The sequence below is a fragment of the Acidovorax temperans genome, from assembly GCF_006716905.1.
GTDB lineage: Bacteria > Pseudomonadota > Gammaproteobacteria > Burkholderiales > Burkholderiaceae_C > Acidovorax > Acidovorax temperans.
Genome location: NZ_VFPV01000002.1, coordinates 1,342,156 through 1,354,855 on the forward strand (window position 1 = coordinate 1,342,156; position 12,700 = coordinate 1,354,855).

General features: G+C 62.0%; 12 protein-coding genes, 1 tRNA gene and 1 pseudogene. 4 read left to right on the forward strand and 10 right to left on the reverse strand.

Annotated elements, in window-relative coordinates:
- Positions 1-20: 20 nt before the first annotated feature.
- The 3 genes from BDD18_RS14425 to BDD18_RS14435 all read right to left on the reverse strand — a co-directional run bounded on the left by BDD18_RS14425 (position 21) and on the right by BDD18_RS14435 (position 2,410).
- Positions 21-1,262, reverse strand: a complete 1,242-nt coding sequence (locus tag BDD18_RS14425; protein WP_142083892.1) for a multidrug effflux MFS transporter — start codon at positions 1,260-1,262, stop codon at positions 21-23.
- A gap of 105 nt (positions 1,263-1,367) precedes the next feature.
- Positions 1,368-1,443 (reverse strand) — tRNA-Lys (locus BDD18_RS14430).
- An 82-nt stretch (positions 1,444-1,525) separates the two neighbouring features.
- Positions 1,526-2,410, reverse strand: a complete 885-nt coding sequence (locus tag BDD18_RS14435; protein WP_142083894.1) for an NAD(P)-dependent oxidoreductase — start codon at positions 2,408-2,410, stop codon at positions 1,526-1,528.
- Between the two features lie 135 nt (positions 2,411-2,545).
- Between BDD18_RS14435 and BDD18_RS14440 the strand changes: the two genes are divergently transcribed.
- Positions 2,546-3,427: an alpha/beta hydrolase gene (locus tag BDD18_RS14440; RefSeq protein ID WP_142083895.1), complete on the forward strand. Its 882-nt coding sequence runs from the start codon at positions 2,546-2,548 to the stop codon at positions 3,425-3,427.
- Between the two features lie 55 nt (positions 3,428-3,482).
- Here BDD18_RS14440 and BDD18_RS14445 read toward each other — a convergent pair whose 3' ends face one another.
- Both BDD18_RS14445 and BDD18_RS14450 read right to left on the reverse strand, forming a co-directional pair.
- Positions 3,483-4,460: a GMP reductase gene (locus tag BDD18_RS14445; protein ID WP_044395995.1), complete on the reverse strand. Its 978-nt coding sequence runs from the start codon at positions 4,458-4,460 to the stop codon at positions 3,483-3,485.
- A 214-nt stretch (positions 4,461-4,674) separates the two neighbouring features.
- The gene (locus BDD18_RS14450) at positions 4,675-5,388 is read right to left on the reverse strand and encodes a hypothetical protein (protein WP_170207408.1); all 714 of its coding nucleotides are present in this window, start codon (positions 5,386-5,388) and stop codon (positions 4,675-4,677) included.
- 29 nt (positions 5,389-5,417) lie between these two features.
- Between BDD18_RS14450 and BDD18_RS14455 the strand changes: the two genes are divergently transcribed.
- Together BDD18_RS14455 and BDD18_RS14460 are read left to right on the forward strand one after the other, a co-directional pair.
- Complete coding sequence (locus BDD18_RS14455) at positions 5,418-7,907, forward strand: UvrD-helicase domain-containing protein (protein ID WP_142083898.1); 2,490 nt, start codon at positions 5,418-5,420, stop codon at positions 7,905-7,907.
- 58 nt (positions 7,908-7,965) lie between these two features.
- Positions 7,966-8,073, forward strand: a pseudogene (locus BDD18_RS14460) (IS5/IS1182 family transposase); the annotation flags it as partial.
- 39 nt (positions 8,074-8,112) lie between these two features.
- Here the strand turns inward: BDD18_RS14460 and BDD18_RS14465 are convergent.
- The 4 genes from BDD18_RS14465 to BDD18_RS14480 form a co-directional block, all read right to left on the reverse strand.
- Positions 8,113-9,314, reverse strand: a protein-coding gene (locus BDD18_RS14465) for an IS3 family transposase (RefSeq protein ID WP_142082499.1) whose coding sequence is annotated in 2 segments (ribosomal slippage) — positions 8,113-9,047 and positions 9,047-9,314 — 1,203 coding nt in all. Because the reading frame shifts where the segments join, the coding sequence is not laid out codon by codon here.
- A 33-nt stretch (positions 9,315-9,347) separates the two neighbouring features.
- On the reverse strand, positions 9,348-9,707 hold the full coding sequence (locus BDD18_RS14470; RefSeq protein WP_170207409.1) for a cytochrome b: 360 nt from the start codon (positions 9,705-9,707) through the stop codon (positions 9,348-9,350).
- A 24-nt stretch (positions 9,708-9,731) separates the two neighbouring features.
- A complete protein-coding gene (locus BDD18_RS14475; protein ID WP_055398267.1) occupies positions 9,732-10,436 on the reverse strand; it encodes a copper resistance protein B in 705 nt (234 codons plus the stop codon).
- Between the two features lie 8 nt (positions 10,437-10,444).
- Entirely contained in the window at positions 10,445-10,732 is a 288-nt protein-coding gene (locus BDD18_RS14480; RefSeq protein ID WP_244939095.1) for a multicopper oxidase domain-containing protein, read from the reverse strand.
- A 33-nt stretch (positions 10,733-10,765) separates the two neighbouring features.
- Between BDD18_RS14480 and BDD18_RS14485 the strand changes: the two genes are divergently transcribed.
- Complete coding sequence (locus BDD18_RS14485) at positions 10,766-11,698, forward strand: IS5-like element ISAav2 family transposase (protein WP_142083902.1); 933 nt, start codon at positions 10,766-10,768, stop codon at positions 11,696-11,698.
- Positions 11,699-11,823: 125 nt separating this feature from the next.
- On the opposite strand, the gene panC is transcribed toward BDD18_RS14485, so the two are convergent.
- Positions 11,824-12,684 carry a pantoate--beta-alanine ligase gene (panC, locus tag BDD18_RS14490; protein WP_142083904.1) on the reverse strand — a complete coding sequence of 287 codons (861 nt, stop codon included), beginning with the start codon at positions 12,682-12,684 and terminating at the stop codon, positions 11,824-11,826.
- Positions 12,685-12,700 lie beyond the last annotated feature (16 nt).

Genomic DNA, 12,700 nt, shown 5'->3' on the forward strand with positions numbered 1-12,700 from the left:
TGAAGGGGTGAAGGTGGGGCTCAGCCGCCGGGTGTAACGCCCGCGTGGCTGCCAATTTCAGGCCAGCGGTGGTGCAGGTACATCCATGATGTCAGCCCAATGCACATCATCAGCAAAGACGCTGTGGCCAGCCCAAGGGCAGAGTGCATGACCAGGGGGGAAATCACGCCAGCCACCACCCCATTCGCGGTAGACCCCACGAAAGCCTGCAGCGACGATGCCATCCCTCGGCGTTCGGGCACCAGGTCCAGCACCAGCAACGTGACCACGGGCACCATGAGCGCCCAGCCGAAGGAAAAAATGGCGATGGGCAGTAGCGCCCAGGCTGGATGAGGCTCCAGGACGGTGTTCAGCGCCACATTGGCGATGCCCACCACGAACATGATCACGAACCCATGGCGGATTTGCCGTTTGGGTGCGATGCGCCCTGCGAGGCGTCCGCTCAGCCAGGCGCCCCCCATGATTCCAGAAATCGTCAGAACGAAGAACCAGAAAAATTGGGTGGGTTCGAGTTTCAGATGTTCGCCCAAAAATGCTGGGGCAGACAGCACATACAGGAACATACCGTTGAACGGTACCCCACTGGCCAGTGCCAGCAAGAGGAACTTGGGGCTGGAGCCCAGCGCCCAATACCCGCGCATCAAGTGCCGCACGTTGAGGGGCTGGCGGTGGCTTGGGTGCAGGGTTTCGGGCAGCAGCCGGAAATTGGTGATCCACAGAATGGCCCCCACCAGTGCCAGAAACCAGAAAATACTGTGCCAGCCGGTGTGCACAAAAAGCCACCCGCCTACGATGGGTGCCACGGCAGGTGCCACCCCGAAGTAGATGGTGACCTGGCTCATCACCTGCTGGGCTTGCGCTGGCGGGAACATGTCGCGGATCACAGCGCGTGACACCACAATGCCTGCCCCGGTGGACAGCCCTTGTACCGCGCGGAAGAACACCAGCTGTCCGATGCTTTGCGAGAGGGCGCAGCCTGCAGAGGCGATGGTGAACAGCGCAATGCCCCACAACACCACCGGCCGGCGGCCAAAGCTGTCTGCCAGGGCGCCGTGAAACAGGTTCATGAAAGCGAACCCGAAAAGGTAGGCCGACAGCGTTTGCTGCATCTCAATGGGCGTGGCGCCCAGGGCCGTGGCAATGCCGGCAAAGGCTGGCAGATAGGTATCAATCGAAAACGGCCCCAGCATGCCCAGAACGGCGAGCAGAGCCGCTAAGGCCCATTTGGGGCCGGTCCAGAGCATATTGGCTTGTGGATTCATTGCCGTGATCAGATCAGGAAGAGAAACGCCGCGCGTTAGAAATTGATACAGAGGCGCTGAAATGCAAAAAGCCGAAACTACGATGTAGCTTCGGCTTTTTTTGTTTGGTGGGTCCTGAGTGACTCGAACACTCGACCTACGGATTAAGAGTCCGCTGCTCTACCAACTGAGCTAAGAACCCAAACTTTTTAAGTTGTCTGCATCGCTGCAGAGACTCGTATTATGCACGATTTTTTGCGTTGTCCGCAAGTCGTGCAAAAAATTTATTGCATTGCGTTGCGACTGGCCAGCTCCACAAACAGTCCGCTGTGGTCCAGTTCGCCCAGGCCGTGTTCCACGCCTTCGGCGTACAGGGCTTCAAACAAGCTCGTGACCGGTGCGTCAAAACCTATTTCCTTGGCAGTGCCCAGCGCATTGCGCATGTCCTTGAGTTGAACGCCCATGCGTGCCTTGGGCGCAAAGTCGCGGTCCACCATGCGCTGGCCGTGCAATTGAAGGATGCGGCTGTCGGCAAACCCGCCTTGGATGGCCTCGCGCACCCTGGCCATGTCGGCGCCGCCTTTGGCGGCAAACAGCAAGGCTTCTGCCACGGCACCGATGGTGATGCCCACAATCATCTGGTTGGCCAGTTTGGCGAGCTGCCCGCTGCCGTGCGGCCCCACGTGGGTGGCGCGCCCCAGTGCGGCGAACACCGGTTGCGCGCGAGCGAAGTCTTCTGCCCGGCCCCCGGCCATGATGGCGAGGGTGCCGTTCTCGGCCCCTACCGTGCCGCCAGACACTGGAGCATCCAGGTGCGCCAGGCCCATTTCACCAAGCCGTGCGGCGTGGTCGCGTGCCTCGCGCGGCTGAATCGACGCCATGTCGATGAACAGGGTGCCGGGGCGCATGGCTTGTGCGGCGCCCGCATGGAACAGCACATGCTCTACCGCTGGACCGTTTTCCAGCAGGCTCACCACGATGTCAGCTTGTCGCACCGCCTCTGCGACGGTGGCATGCACAGCAATGCCCAACGCTGCCAGCGGATCGGCTTTGGATTGGGTGCGGTTCCAGGCGTGCACGGTATGCCCGGCCTGATGCAGGCGGCGTGCCATGGGACTTCCCATCATGCCGATGCCCAGAACGGCGATACGAAGCGAAGGAGTGGTCATGCTTGGTTTGGATGCGTGAGATGTTTGAACTGCGTCCTGAATGATGGGCCGATTTGGAACGAGCAGCCTGTCACGTAGCTTGCAGCATGGAGTGGTTTGGCGGGATGATGTGGCGCTTCTGAGGAGATAAGAACGATGTCGATTCCCTTGCACGACCCAGCCTGGCTGGAGCGCATGTACAACAACCGCGCGCTGGTTCCTGATTACATGGATTACCTGCAGCGCTGGGCCCAGGACTCCGCGCAGGTGCGCGCCAACTGCCCTTGTGCGCTGGACTTGGTCTACGGCCCTGAGGCTGGCGAGACCCTGGATGTCTTCCCCGCGACACGCCCTGGCGCAGCGCTGGCGCCCGTGCTGGTTTTCATCCACGGCGGTTACTGGCGCTCGCTCGACAAGTCCGACCATTCCTTTGTGGCGCCTCCTTTCACCTTGGCGGGGTACTGCGTGGTGGTCGTCAACTATGCGCTGTGCCCAGGCACCCCTGAACACCCGGTCACCGTGTCCCACATTGGCCGCCAAATGGAGGCCGCACTGGCCTGGGTGTGGCGCCACATCGGGCAGCATGGTGGAGACCGCCGCCGCATCACCGTAGCCGGTCATTCCGCTGGTGGGCAACTGGCCGCCTGGCTGCTGACCAGCGTGTGGCCGCTGGTGGCTTCTGATTTGCCCGATGGGCTAGTGCGCAGTGCGCTGTCCATTTCGGGCCTGCATGATCTGGAGCCCGTCATGCACGCTCCATTCCTGCAGCAATCCTTGCACCTGACCGAGCAGCATGTGCAGGACGCCAGCCCGGCACGCCTGCAGGCTCCCGCCCAGGGGCTGCTGTACAGCGTGGCAGGGGCCGATGAGAGTGAGGAGTTTGCGCGCCAGGCGCGGCTGATTCAGGACGCCTGGGGCACCCACGTCGTGCCGCGTTGCCAGATCCTGCCGGGCTTGAACCATTTCAGCATTCTGGATGCCCTGACCAAACCGGGCCATGACCTGCACCATATGGCGCTGAATTTGCTGCGCGCCTGAAAAGAGCCCGCAGTGTTGGCGGCAGTGCGGTGCTGGCTAGCACCGCACGCCGGGCTTACATCAGCAGGTGTTCGCCTGCGTTGTCTCCGCCCAGGATGACGTAGTTCACCTTGCGGATATCCATCAGCTTGGTACCCCCGGCGTAGCTGATGGAGCTTTGCACGTCCTGCTCCATTTCGATCAGCGTGTTGGCCAGCTTGCCCTTGATGGGCTCCAGGATGCGCTTGCCTTCCACGTGCTTGTATTCGCCCTTGTTGAAGTCCGAGGCCGAGCCGTAGTATTCCTTGAACAGCTCGCCGTCCACCTCCACTGTCTTGCCTGGGGATTCTTCATGCCCAGCAAACAAGGAGCCGATCATCACCATGGTGGCGCCAAAGCGCACGCTCTTGGCAATGTCGCCATGGCTGCGGATGCCGCCATCGGCAATGATGGGTTTGGTGGCCACACGGGCGCACCACTTGAGCGCGCTGAGCTGCCAGCCGCCGGTGCCAAAACCTGTCTTCAGCTTGGTGATGCACACCTTGCCGGGGCCCACGCCCACCTTGGTCGCATCGGCGCCCCAGTTTTCCAGGTCAATCACTGCCTCGGGCGTGGCCACGTTGCCGGCAATCACGAAGGATTGCGGCAGCTTTTGCTTGAGGTAGCCAATCATGTTCTTCACGCTGTCGGCATGGCCGTGGGCGATGTCGATGGTGATGTATTCGGGCACCAGGCCTTGGGCCACGAGCTGGTCCACCGTGTCGTAGTCGGGTTGTTTCACCCCCAGGGAGATCGACGCGTAGCAGCCCTTGGCGTGCATGTCTTTCACAAACTGCAGGTTGTCCAGATCAAAACGGTGCATCACGTAGAAGTAGCCGTTTTTCGCCATCCACTCGCAGATCCGCTCATCCACCACCGTCTTCATGTTGGCGGGCACGACCGGCAGGCGAAAACGCCGTCCGCCCAGCTCCACGCCGGCATCGCATTCCGATCGGCTTTCCACACGGCACTTGCGTGGCAGCAGCAGGATGTTGTCGTAGTCGAAGATTTCCATGAGATTCCAAGCTCCTTTGAAAAGGCACTGCCGAACCATTTCGGCAGCGTGGGGCGCTTGGCTTGGGTCCGGCTTTGTGGGTACGGGCGTAGGAGCCAATACCGAACCCTGGTTGCACAGGCACAAAAAAACCGGGCGTCAAGAAACTTGGGCCCGGTGCTTGATTCTAGGCGCATGGCGCAGCGCCGTCATAACGCCATCCGTATGACCTGTATTACCTGCATGCAGATTGGGCGGCCGCCAACACCTCGCCCTGGGTGTTCTGCACCCAGCCCACCATGTGCAGGTGCTGGGCCTTGGCACCCTCGGGGATGCGCATGGGGCGGTTCTCCATCCAGGCGAAACGGGTTCTTGTTTGCTCTGCTTTTGATAGCTGGTGGCGCTTATCCCATGTGCCTTGGAGCATGTTTCTTACCAAATTCCGCTCCACAGGGGTGCCTTCCGTGCCCGCAGGCACGGACTCCACCAGCAGCAAGTGGTATTGCCAGGTATCGGCTGGGCTGGCTTGGTGCGGCTTGAAGGCGATGCCGGTACCCAGGTAGTCATTGAGCGGCAGGCCGTGGGCTACGCGCACGCGGTGGGCGGGAGCTCCTTCCACCGCAAGCACCGCGACATCGGTGGTGCCAGGCGCAGCACGGCCCAGCGCTTGCAGCCGCAGCAGGGCGTCGTTGGTGGCGGCTGCGGCCAAGGGGGCTTCATCCCCCAGGGCTGTGGGCACGATCCAGTCCAGCACCAGCGCCGATGGCCCCGGCGCAGGCGTGGCCGGGTCGGCCCAGCACGCTTCGCAATCGGCACTGATGAAGCGCTCGAACACCGCGGTGGGGCGGGGCACGCCATCGCTGCTGCAACTGGCCTGCGCCGCCACAGGGGGCACATAACAGGTTGCCAGGGCGACGGCAGCAAGGGCAAGGGGTTGAATGCGGACCATGGTGGGGGTGGCCTTTCTACAATGGCTGCATGTTCCCACACGATCTGTTTTCAGGGGCGCCCGATGAGTCGGTGCCCCCATCCGCTGCTGCACCATTGGGCGTGCCTGCTTCGTCGCCCTTGCTGGCTGGCCTCAACCCCGAACAACTCGCCGCCGTCACCCTGCCCAACGGGCACGCCTTGATTCTGGCGGGCGCGGGCTCGGGCAAGACGCGCGTGCTCACCACCCGCATCGCGTGGCTGCTGCAAAACGGCCACGCTACGCCCGGCGGCATTTTGGCCGTCACCTTCACCAACAAGGCCGCCAAGGAAATGGTGGCGCGCCTCACCGCCATGCTGCCGGTGAACGTGCGCGGCATGTGGATTGGCACCTTCCATGGCCTGTGCAACCGCCTTTTGCGCGCACACCACAAGGCTGCGGGCCTGCCGCAGGCGTTCCAGATTCTGGATACGCAAGACCAGCTCTCCGCCATCAAGCGGCTGTGCAAGCAGTTCAATGTGGATGAGGAGCGCTTTCCGCCCAAGCAGCTCGCCTACTTCATTGCGGGCTGCAAGGAAGAGGGCATGCGCCCCGGCGATGTGCCCGCGCACGATGCCGATGGCCGCAAGAAGATCGAGCTGTACCAGCTCTACGAAGAACAGTGCCAGCGCGAAGGCGTGGTGGATTTTGGCGAGCTGATGCTGCGCTCTTACGAGCTGCTGCGCGACAACGATCCCATCCGCGAGCATTACCAGCGGCGCTTCCGCCACATCCTGGTCGATGAGTTTCAGGACACCAACCGCCTGCAGTACCTGTGGCTCAAGCAGATTGCGGGCGACGAAGTGGCGGGCCGCCTGCAAAGCCACGCCAGCGTGATGGCCGTGGGCGACGACGACCAGAGCATCTACGCCTTTCGCGGCGCGCGCGTGGGCAACATGGCCGACTTTGTTCGCGAGTTTGACGTGCAGCACCAGATCAAGCTGGAGCAGAACTACCGCAGCTACAGCAACATCCTCGACTCCGCCAACCACCTCATCAGCCACAACAGCCGCCGCCTGGGCAAGAACCTGCGCACCACGCAGGGCGCGGGCGAGCCCGTGCGCGTGTACGAGGCCAGCTCTGACCTGGCCGAGGCGCAGTGGATGGTGGACGAGATCAAGCAACTGGTGCGCAGCGACGGCTTTGAGCGCAAGGAAATCGCTGTGCTCTACCGCAGCAACGCGCAAAGCCGGGTGATCGAATCGGCCCTGTTCAATGCCAGCGTGCCCTACCGCGTGTACGGCGGCCTGCGCTTTTTTGAACGCGCAGAAATCAAGCACGCGCTGGCCTACCTGCGCCTGCTGGAGAACCCGAACGACGACACCAGCTTTTTGCGCGTCGTCAATTTCCCGCCGCGCGGCATTGGCGCGCGCAGCATTGAAGTGCTGCAAGACGCAGCCCGCGCCGCAGGCTGCTCGTTGCACGATGCCGTGAGCGCCGTGCCGGGCAAGGCCGGAACCAACTTCAAGGCCTTCGTCGCCATGATCGACGTGCTGCGCGAGCAGACCGAAGGCCAGTCGCTGCGCGGCATCATCGAGCAGATGCTGGAATCTAGCGGGCTGGTGGAGCACTTCCGTACCGAAAAAGAAGGCGCAGACCGCATCGAGAACTTGCAGGAACTGGTCAACGCCGCCGAAAGCTTCGTCACGCAAGAAGGCTTTGGCCGCGATGCCGTGGCCCTGCCGCTGGATGAGCACGGCCAGCCGCTCACGCAGAGCGTGCCCACCCAAAGCCCGGTATGCCAAGGCCTGGACCCGAACGCCCCGGTGCTGGACGAGCCGCTCAAGCCCACGAACCCCGCCACCCCCGCAGGCATCATCGACGCCGACACGGGCGAAACCCTCTCGCCGCTGGTCGCCTTCCTCACCCATGCCGCGCTGGAGGCGGGCGACAACCAGGCCCAGGCCGGGCAAGACGCCGTGCAGCTCATGACCGTGCACGCCAGCAAGGGGCTGGAGTTTGACGGCGTGTTCATCGGCGGCCTGGAAGAGGGCCTGTTCCCGCACGACAACTCCTCCAGCGACCGCGACGGGCTGGAAGAAGAGCGCCGCCTGATGTACGTGGCCATCACCCGCGCCCGAAAGCGCCTGTACCTCAGCCATTCGCAAACGCGCATGCTGCACGGCCAGACGCGCTACAACGTCAAGAGCCGCTTTTTTGACGAACTGCCCGAGGAGTGCCTGAAGTGGATCACGCCCAAGCAGCAAGGCTTTGGCTCGTATGCTCCTAATTCAGGAGCTGGTAGCGCTTACCAGTCGGGCGCTAGAAGCCAATTTGGCTTCAAGTCTGAAACCTTTGCCAGCCCGCCGGTGCCCCCACAAAAAGCGGCACCTTCGCACGGCCTGCGCGCAGGTCTGGCCGTGTTCCACACCAAGTTTGGCGAAGGCAAGGTGCTGGCCATTGAAGGCACGGGTGACGACGCGCGCGCCCAGGTCAATTTCCCCCGCCACGGCACCAAGTGGCTGGCGTTGAGCGTGGCGAAGCTGACGGTGGTGGATTGAGCCACGGCAATCGGCGTTGTTGCACAAATGCCGGTCGCAGCTGATGTCGGCTCGGGAGATGAGAGAGACGAGCTGGGGTCGGGTTAAGTACCGCACAACGAACTGGAAGGCTTACAACGCAGCGTTGAAGGCGCGAGGTGAGCTGACCATTTGGCTCGATAGGGATTGAGGTTGCCCCTGAATTTCGGAGCGCTTAGCCCGGGTTTCATGCGGCGTTCTTGCGCTGAGCCGCCAGCCAGCGTTGCTCGTATTGCATGGGGCTGAGATAGCCCAGCGCCGAATGCAGACGAGAGTGATTGTAGAAGGCCATCCAGTTCAGAATGGCTGTCCTGGCCTGCTCTCGGGTGGCAAACCTTTGCCCCAGCACGCAAGCCACCTTCAGATGGCCCCAGAAGCTCTCCGTGGGCGCGTTGTCCCAGCAGTTGCCCTTGCGGCTCATGGATGAACTGATACCCCAGGCCTTCATCGTGGTCTGGAACTCATGGCTGCAGTACTGGCTGCCGCGGTCGCTGTGGAAGATCAGCCCCTTGGCTGGCCTGCGGCGCCAGCAGGCCATCAGCAGCGCGTCTTTGACCAGGCTGGTCTGCATGTGCGGCTGCATGCTCCAGCCCACCACCTGGCGGCTGTGCAGGTCAAGCACCGCAGCCAGGTACAGCCACCCCTCATCGGTGGGGATGTAAGTGATGTCGCCGCTCCACAGCAGATTGGGCGCCTCGGGGTTGAAGCGCCGCTGCACGAGATCCGGCGCCACCGGCAGGTGGTGCTTGCTGTCGGTGGTAACGACGAACTTCTTCTTGGTGCGCGCCTTGATCCCGTGGCGCTGCATCAGCACGCGCACACGCTCTTTGCCCACGCGGATGCCCCTGGCCAACAGCTCCTTGTGCATGCGGGGCCAACCGTACTCGCCTTTGATCTCCGCGTGAATGGCACGTATGTGCGCCAGCAAGGCTTCGTCGCTCTGAAACCGGCTGGGGCAATGATCAGGTTCACCCTGACCTCGCTTCCAGTTGAAGTACCCGCTGGTGCTGATCTCCAGCACCTCGCACATCAGGCTCACAGGCCATGCCTTGCCGCTCATTTGCCGGACCCAAGCGTACTTTGCAGCACATCCTGCGCAAAGTACGCTGCGGCTTTTTTTGCGATGTCGCGCTCCATCTTCAGGCGAGCCACCTCGGCCCTCAAACGCGCAAGCTCCATCTGTTCGGCTGTGACCACCGGGGCCTTCTGGCTCGGCACAACACCGCCCAATTGCCCCTTGGCATCCAGGCGAACCCAGTTGGACACATTTGATGACGGGATGCCCAGCACCTTGGCCACCACCGCCCCAGACTGCCCGGCCTTGACCTGCCTGACAGCCTCCAGTTTGTACTCCAGGGTGTACTTGCCACGTACCTGCTTGTCGACCATTTCTTCGCTCCTTTCCAGCATTGTGGTCATGAGCTAAGAACTCCACTTTTCGGGGGCAACCTCACCCGTCAGGGGGGCGGCAACCATCAATACATAAAGACTTCCGTGTGTAAAGTGCGCAACCCATTGCTGAAAAGACGAAATAGAAGCGAGAGGTGGCGGAGCCCGGTTAAAGGCCCGGACGACGATTCGCACGAGGACCAAAGCAAATACCGTTACGCCCACCCAGCGATGCCAGTCAAATAAATCTTTGCGGTTAGATGCCTCTTCGGGCGTGTTGCCGAGCGTCAAGCCTAATACGACGGCGACGATCAGAGTCAGAGCCACCACCCAGTGCAGTGCGACGGTCGGATGTCCATAACGCCCAATCCCATTGGCATCCTGATCAGACACAAAATCCACCCGTCAATCTTGTTGCTAGAAAATCAAGCGCAAGCCGGCGCGAACCGTGGTGGCTGGTCTCTGCCCGCCCGATTGCGCGCGCGGATAGAAGGTTCGTGAAACATCGACATATGGCGCGAACTGGCGGTTGAACTCGTATCGCGCCTGAAGGCCGACATCGGTCTGGTAGGGTCCCCTGCGCACGGTTGCATCAAGGTTCGAGGCCGACCACTCCACATTGATGTACGGACGCGCGATGAAACGATTCGTCAGCAAAAAGTCGTTCTCGAACCGGGTGCGCGCAGACACCTTGCCATCGTCGCGAACAAACAGTTTCAGGTCCACGTCAAAGGCATAGGGCGCGAGGCCGCGCACGCCAACGGCGAGGTAAGTGCGCTGACCGGGCCGCTCGTCACGACGCAGGCCCACCTGCGCGTCCCAAAACGGGGCGATGTAGCGGCCGTAGAGCAGTTGCAGTTCCGCAGCTTCGGTTCGACCCCCCGCGCGTTCTCCGTCAAACTGATACCACAGGCGGTTGAAGTCGCCACCGATCCAGCCGTCCACATTGAATGACTGGCTTGAGCCCGCCTGGCCGCGTATCTTACCGGTTCCGGCTTCGACCCTGGTGTAGGAGTAAATCGACTCGTCTTCCATGGCCTGAGCAGACAGGGCGGACAAGCCGAGGGCCGCAGCGACGAGCCAGCGCAGCGATGCTATTTGTTGGGGATAGTTGTTGGTCATGGCAAGGTTCAGGCTACTTCGACGAGACGCATCATGCCGGTCGCTGCGTGGTAAAAAAGATGACAGTGGAAGGCCCAGGTACCTTCATCTTCGTAGGTGACATCAAGCTCCACCGTTTGCGCCGGTGGCACGATGATGGTGTGCTTGCGCGGACCGAAGGCGCCATTGCCATTGACCAGTTCCATAAATACACCATGCAGGTGCATGGGGTGCTCCATCATGGTTTCGTTGACCATCTTGATGCGTACACGCTCCCCAAGGCCTATCTTGAAGGGCTTGGCGTGGCGTTGTTGCACAAATGCCGGTCGCAGCTGATGTCGGCTCGGGAGATGAGAGAGACGAGCTGGGGTCGGGTTAAGTACCGCACAACGAACTGGAAGGCTTACAACGCAGCGTTGAAGGCGCGAGGTGAGCTGACCATTTGGCTCGATAGGGATATGCAGTGGCTAGCTCAGCCCACGGGCAAGCGTGGTCGTTGCCAAAAATTCTCAGATGCGGCCATTCAGTTTTGCCTGACCATCAAGTGCTTGTTTGGCCAGCCCTTGCGCCAGACACTGGGCCTGGTTGAGTCGCTATTGGGTATGGCAGGCCTGGATTGGCCAGTGCCCGACTACAGCACGGTGTGTCGCAGGCAAAAGAGCTTGGATGTGCAGGTGCGCTACCGTGCAAGTGACAAAGGCTTGCACATGCTGGCCGACTCCACGGGCATCAAGTTCTTGGGCGAAGGTGAGTGGAAAACCAAAAAGCACGGCGCACAGCGGCGCCGCCAGTGGCGCAAGGTGCATCTGGGTATTGATGCCCAGACACTGCAGATTCGGGCCATCGCAGTAACAACCAATGAAGTGGGCGACTCGCCCATGGCAGCAGACCTGCTAGGTCAAATTCCAAGCAATGAAGAGATAGCTAGCTTTACCGGTGATGGGGCGTACGACACGCAGGATGTACATAAGGCGTGCTACCTGCGGGGAGCCATTCCAATCATCCCGCCGCGCAAAGGAGCGAAGCTGCGCAAAGGGCTGGCATTTGCTCACCGCAATGAAGCGGTCAAGGCGTGTAGGCAGTTGGGGCGGGCTATCTGGAAACGCTGGAGCGGCTACCACCGAAGGTCATTGGTGGAGACCAAGATGAATTGCTTCAAGCGCCTGGGCGAGAAGGTCATGGCCAGGACGTTTGAGCGCCAGGTGACCGAGCTGCACATCCGAGCTTCAATCCTCAATCAATTTACCGCTCTGGGCACGCCCCAGACGGTCGCTGCTGCGTAAATCTATTTGGGATTGGGGATGCCTTGGCCTATGGCCGATTTATGCAACAAAGCCTAGTGGGTGCGCCGGGTTCGCTCGATCGCCTTGCTTACCGCGTCAAGGGCTATTGCGCGGGGCTCGGTAGATCAAAACTCCAGGTTGTCAATCAGCCGCGTGCTGCCCAGCCGGGCTGCGCCCAGGGCTACCAGGGTGCCGGGGCCGTCGTGGGCGGTGGCGGGTTGCAGGTCGGCGCGGCGGCGCACGGTGAGGTAGTCGGGCTGCCAGCCACGGGCGCGCAGCACGTCCATGGCCTGCGCCTCCAGCGCGTGGGGTGGGGCGGTGAGGTCGCTGTGTTGCAGGGCCTGCAGCCAGCGTTCACTCAGGTGTTGCAGGGCTTGCGACAGGGCCACGGCTTCCTGGCGCTCTTGCAGGCTTAGGTACCCGTTGCGCGAGCTCAGGGCCAGGCCATCGGGTGCGCGGGCAGTGTCGCCCGCCACGATGGTGATGGGCAGCGCAAACTGCTGCACCATCTGGCGGATGACCATGAGCTGCTGGTAGTCCTTCTTGCCAAACACGGCCACGCCGCCGGTTTGGCCCAGCACGCAGGCAAACAGCTTCATCACCACGGTGGCTACGCCGGTGAAAAAGCCGGGGCGAAAGTGGCCTTCCAGCAGGTCGGCCAGGGCGGGGTCGGGGTGCACCTTGAAGGTTTGCGGCTGGGGGTACAGGTCGGCCTCGCGCGGGGCAAACAGCACGTCGCAGCCTGCGGCTTGCAGGGCGGCGCAGTCGGCTTCCCAGGTGCGGGGGTAGCTGTCAAAGTCTTCGTGGGGCAAGAACTGCAGGCGGTTCACAAAGATGCTGGCCACCGTCACATCGCCCAGGGGCTTGGCCTGGCGCACCAGGCTGATGTGGCCTTCGTGCAGGTTGCCCATGGTGGGCACAAAGGCGGGGCGGCGGTAGGGGGCCAGGGCCTGGCGCAGTTCGTCGATGGTGTGGGTGATGAGCATGGGACGGGGCTTTGTG

Excerpts from the sequence above, each read along its gene's own strand:
- BDD18_RS14425 (WP_142083892.1), bottom strand. The coding sequence starts at position 1,262 with ATGAATCCACAAGCCAATATGCTCTGGACCGGCCCCAAATGGGCCTTA.
- BDD18_RS14475 (WP_055398267.1), bottom strand. The coding sequence starts at position 10,436 with ATGACCAACAACTATCCCCAACAAATAGCATCGCTGCGCTGGCTCGTC.
- BDD18_RS14435 (WP_142083894.1), bottom strand. The coding sequence starts at position 2,410 with ATGACCACTCCTTCGCTTCGTATCGCCGTTCTGGGCATCGGCATGATG.
- panC (WP_142083904.1), bottom strand. The coding sequence starts at position 12,684 with ATGCTCATCACCCACACCATCGACGAACTGCGCCAGGCCCTGGCCCCC.
- BDD18_RS14455 (WP_142083898.1), top strand. The coding sequence starts at position 5,418 with ATGTTCCCACACGATCTGTTTTCAGGGGCGCCCGATGAGTCGGTGCCC.
- BDD18_RS14450 (WP_170207408.1), bottom strand. The coding sequence starts at position 5,388 with ATGGTCCGCATTCAACCCCTTGCCCTTGCTGCCGTCGCCCTGGCAACC.
- BDD18_RS14445 (WP_044395995.1), bottom strand. The coding sequence starts at position 4,460 with ATGGAAATCTTCGACTACGACAACATCCTGCTGCTGCCACGCAAGTGC.
- BDD18_RS14485 (WP_142083902.1), top strand. The coding sequence starts at position 10,766 with ATGAGAGAGACGAGCTGGGGTCGGGTTAAGTACCGCACAACGAACTGG.
- BDD18_RS14440 (WP_142083895.1), top strand. The coding sequence starts at position 2,546 with ATGTCGATTCCCTTGCACGACCCAGCCTGGCTGGAGCGCATGTACAAC.